At 36.5% G+C, this 3,313-nt stretch carries 4 protein-coding genes; 3 read left to right on the top strand and 1 reads right to left on the bottom strand.

The features are described 5' to 3' along the window. Window positions 1-185 precede the first annotated feature (185 nt). The 3 genes from V7150_RS23490 to V7150_RS23480 all read left to right on the top strand — a co-directional run bounded on the left by V7150_RS23490 (window position 186) and on the right by V7150_RS23480 (window position 1,930). Window positions 186-659 carry an SMI1/KNR4 family protein gene (locus V7150_RS23490; RefSeq protein WP_335523044.1) on the top strand — a complete coding sequence of 158 codons (474 nt, stop codon included), beginning with the start codon at window positions 186-188 and terminating at the stop codon, window positions 657-659. Between the two features lie 135 nt (window positions 660-794). Beyond that, window positions 795-1,088, top strand: coding sequence for a hypothetical protein (locus V7150_RS23485; protein WP_335523042.1), 294 nt, complete (start codon window positions 795-797; stop codon window positions 1,086-1,088). A 188-nt stretch (window positions 1,089-1,276) separates the two neighbouring features. Then, window positions 1,277-1,930: a hypothetical protein gene (locus V7150_RS23480; protein WP_335523040.1), complete on the top strand. Its 654-nt coding sequence runs from the start codon at window positions 1,277-1,279 to the stop codon at window positions 1,928-1,930. Window positions 1,931-2,248: 318 nt separating this feature from the next. On the opposite strand, the gene V7150_RS23475 is transcribed toward V7150_RS23480, so the two are convergent. After that, window positions 2,249-3,313, bottom strand: a 1,065-nt coding sequence (locus V7150_RS23475) for an IS110 family transposase (RefSeq protein ID WP_335523039.1), incomplete at its 5' end; no start/stop codon positions are given.

Raw genomic sequence — 3,313 nt, 5'->3', positions numbered from 1 at the left:
ATGATAACTTAAAGTAACGCGAGCGTTGATCCAAGAAGGATTAACGCTTCTTTTAAGGATTAACGCTTATTTTTGTAGTGCTTCTTCAACTAACTGGGCAGTTCAACAACAATTATTGCGATAAGCAGGATTTTATTGAACTTAATCGAACTCTAAATAGATAAATTGATATGGGAGTATGGAGAATGAAAGATAATGAAATAATTATCGAAGCCAAAAGGCTTGTAGAAAGAATTAAGTTAAAATATCCCGAATTTGTTGGAAAAAAGACAACCGAAAGTGATTTAGTAAAATTAGAAAAAGAACTTAAAATAAAATTGCCAGAATGGTATATCGAATTATATACGACCGTCCCTTTAATAGATGCAGAGTTTGGAATTCAAGAAGATGAACCTGATGAGGATTATGATGGGGTTTCATATATTATATGGGGAGGTGTGGATGACATAATTGATGAAAGCACTAAATATGAACCTGGAATATCGGTATTAGATGATGGATATATTTTTTTAGCAAGTTGTTCCCACGGAAGCGGTGACCCTATATATGTCAAACTAAGTTCAAAGCAGCCAAGCGTATTTCGAATATACCACGATGATTATTCTAAAAATCAATTAGCAGGAGACCTTACTTCTTTGTTCAAGAATGCAATAATTTAACCAGTTCGATAATACCCAGCTTCTACAACTAATGGACAGGTTACTTTAAAAAGGATAGGAATTATTTGTATAAATTGAAATAACCTCATGTTATAATTAGTGTAAATTTACACTATGCGATAGGGCGGCGTTAAAATGAAGAAGATTAAATATTGGGGCATTATATCTTTTGTTTTAACTGTGGTTGGTTTAATATTTAGTATCAAATTTCAGTCTATGGCTTATTGGGGACCAGGTGGGACTTTCACTTGGACTTGGTACTGGGTAGGTGCCTTTTTATCTTATTTTTGCTCATTAATGGCAATTGTATGTATGTTTTTAAACAAAGCTAATAATAATTTTGTATTAATCGCATTAAATTCAATAATAATAGCTCCTTCACTATTATGGACAACGTTCATTATTATTGCTTGGCAGTCTGGAATGTAAATTATTTACCTTCAGAGTGCTTAATTAACTATCGGTGGCGTTTCTAAGAACTGGCTCCCACAAACAACAAACAGCACCCTTTTGTTATTAAGCTAAATGGCAGGTTAGTTGAGGAGTATAATGAAAGAAAACATTTTACCTAAGTTAAAAAGAGGGCATTTAAATACGATAAAGAGAGGAGGGGTATGATGATAAGAAGTAAAGTGACACTCATTAGTTCAGTTATTATTTTAGGTATATGTATGTATTTATATTTCCCATTTCCTAATGATGTAATGTTAGAAGCACGTTCTACATTCATGTCGTTTCCAATACGCAATCAAGATGGATATGTTTTACTTGGTATAATTGGGTCCGTTTTGTTTATAATCGCTATGATTTTACTTGTCATTGGCATAAAGAAATATCACTTTCGAACCATAGTAATAGTTGTAATAGTATATGCATTTTTACCCAAGATTCTAATTACAATCTACCAAGAAACATTAGCAAGTGGCATTACGGCAATTTCTTACGATGGCAAAGGCAAGTGTAATTTTGAAAATGTGAACAAGGACTTATTGGATGGGGAATGCAATCTTGTATTACATAATCGAAGCAATAAAGCCGTCTCATTTGAATTGGAATTTTTAGATTCCTTTTTGATGGAGGATGAAATACAGATGGAGTCGCTTATGAATTTAGATGGTCCATACAGTATTACGATAGAAGCAAATCGTAAAAAATCTATTCATTTGAAGAAATTACTAAAAGTAACAGATGTTCCAAAACATATTGAAGGAGGAACATCAAACAATGTTCATTTTAAGTTAATTAGCGGGAAAACTACACGCATTTTATAGAAGATGATTCTTCTAACTTTGCTCTGTTAAAGGGCAATGTTGATATTTGGTTGTAAAATTTCAATGTATAGGGTCTTATTCCACAAATGGGCGCTTTTCTTTAGTAAGAAGGCGTCTTTTTGATATGCCCCTACACATTAAGGAATTAGATTTTGTTAAAGTAAAAAGGATTGTGAATATTTCCACTTAAACTACCATGAAAATTAAATTCTACAACTTTAGAAATATGGCCATACTTAAATAGACGCAGCTCATTTGTTTTTTTAAAAAGGGGAGAGCGCCAAGTATAATCGATCTATTGTAGGTTGGTGGACAGGATTAAGATACTTTAGCTTCTTCCAACGTAACAGTGTATCCCAAGCTTTCGAGTCGTCTCAGTGAATGCTTGACAATCGATTGTTGTCTCTGCTTATCAAAGTAGTCTTCGCCTAAGTCTACATACATTTCTTTACGTGTTAAGAGATAATAAGAGATACGCAACATGGCGTGGGCGACGACAATGCCAGCACGTTTCTTGCCTTTGCGCGAGGCAGTACGCCTATACAGCGCTCCGAGATAGTTTTTGGATCCCCTTACGGAATGAGCTGCCTCCGTTAATGCCGACCTTAAATATTTATTTCCTTTTTTTGTCTTAGCCGATTTCCTTTTTCCTGCACTTTCATTCTGTCCTGGAACCAGACCGGCCCAAGAACACATATGGGCTGCTCTTGGAAATTGCGCTTTAACATCAGTTCCGATTTCCGTGAGGATTTGTTCAGCCATTCTTTTCGCAATCCCGGGAATGGAATCTAGTATTTCCAGATATTCTTGATGGGAGCTTAGTCTTTTCGCAACTTCTTGATCGAGCATCTCGATTTGTTCAGTTAGAAAATCGATGTGACCTAAAATGGTTTTTAACATTAAACGTTGATGGGGACCAATATAACCTTTCAAAGCCAGTTCCAGTTCTTCTTTCTTCTTTTTCATGGAGCGGCGGGCGAAGTCCGCCAGTTTCTTGGGATCTTCTTCGCCATTGGCGATGGCGTCAAGCATGTCTCTTGCCGAAACACCCAGAACATCTGAAACTACAGACCCCAGTTTGATGTTTGCTCCTTCTAGAACCTTTTGGATCCGGTTGTGTTGCCTTGCTCGCTCCTCAATGATACTTCGACGATATCGAACCAGCTCTCGCAGTTCCCTTTGATTACGGTCAGGGATATAACTAGCTTTAAGCAGGCCGTGGCGAAGCAGTTTAGCAATCCATTCTGCATCCTTGACATCAGTCTTTCGTCCCGGAACAGCCTTCATGTGCTGAGCATTGACAACTAGAAACTCAATATCCTCAGCTTCAAGTAAGTTCACAATCGGCTTCCAATAGACACTCGTACTTTCCATGGCAACATG

This window comes from Neobacillus drentensis, from assembly GCF_036965245.1.
GTDB lineage: Bacteria > Bacillota > Bacilli > Bacillales > Cytobacillaceae > Neobacillus > Neobacillus drentensis_G.
Note: the sequence above shows the minus strand (reverse complement) of the source record. Positions and strands in the feature narration are given on the sequence as shown.

What these genes read in the sequence shown, in the direction of transcription:
- V7150_RS23490 (WP_335523044.1), top strand. Translation starts at nt 186, where the DNA reads ATGAAAGATAATGAAATAATTATCGAAGCCAAAAGGCTTGTAGAAAGA.
- V7150_RS23485 (WP_335523042.1), top strand. Translation starts at nt 795, where the DNA reads ATGAAGAAGATTAAATATTGGGGCATTATATCTTTTGTTTTAACTGTG.
- V7150_RS23480 (WP_335523040.1), top strand. Translation starts at nt 1,277, where the DNA reads ATGATAAGAAGTAAAGTGACACTCATTAGTTCAGTTATTATTTTAGGT.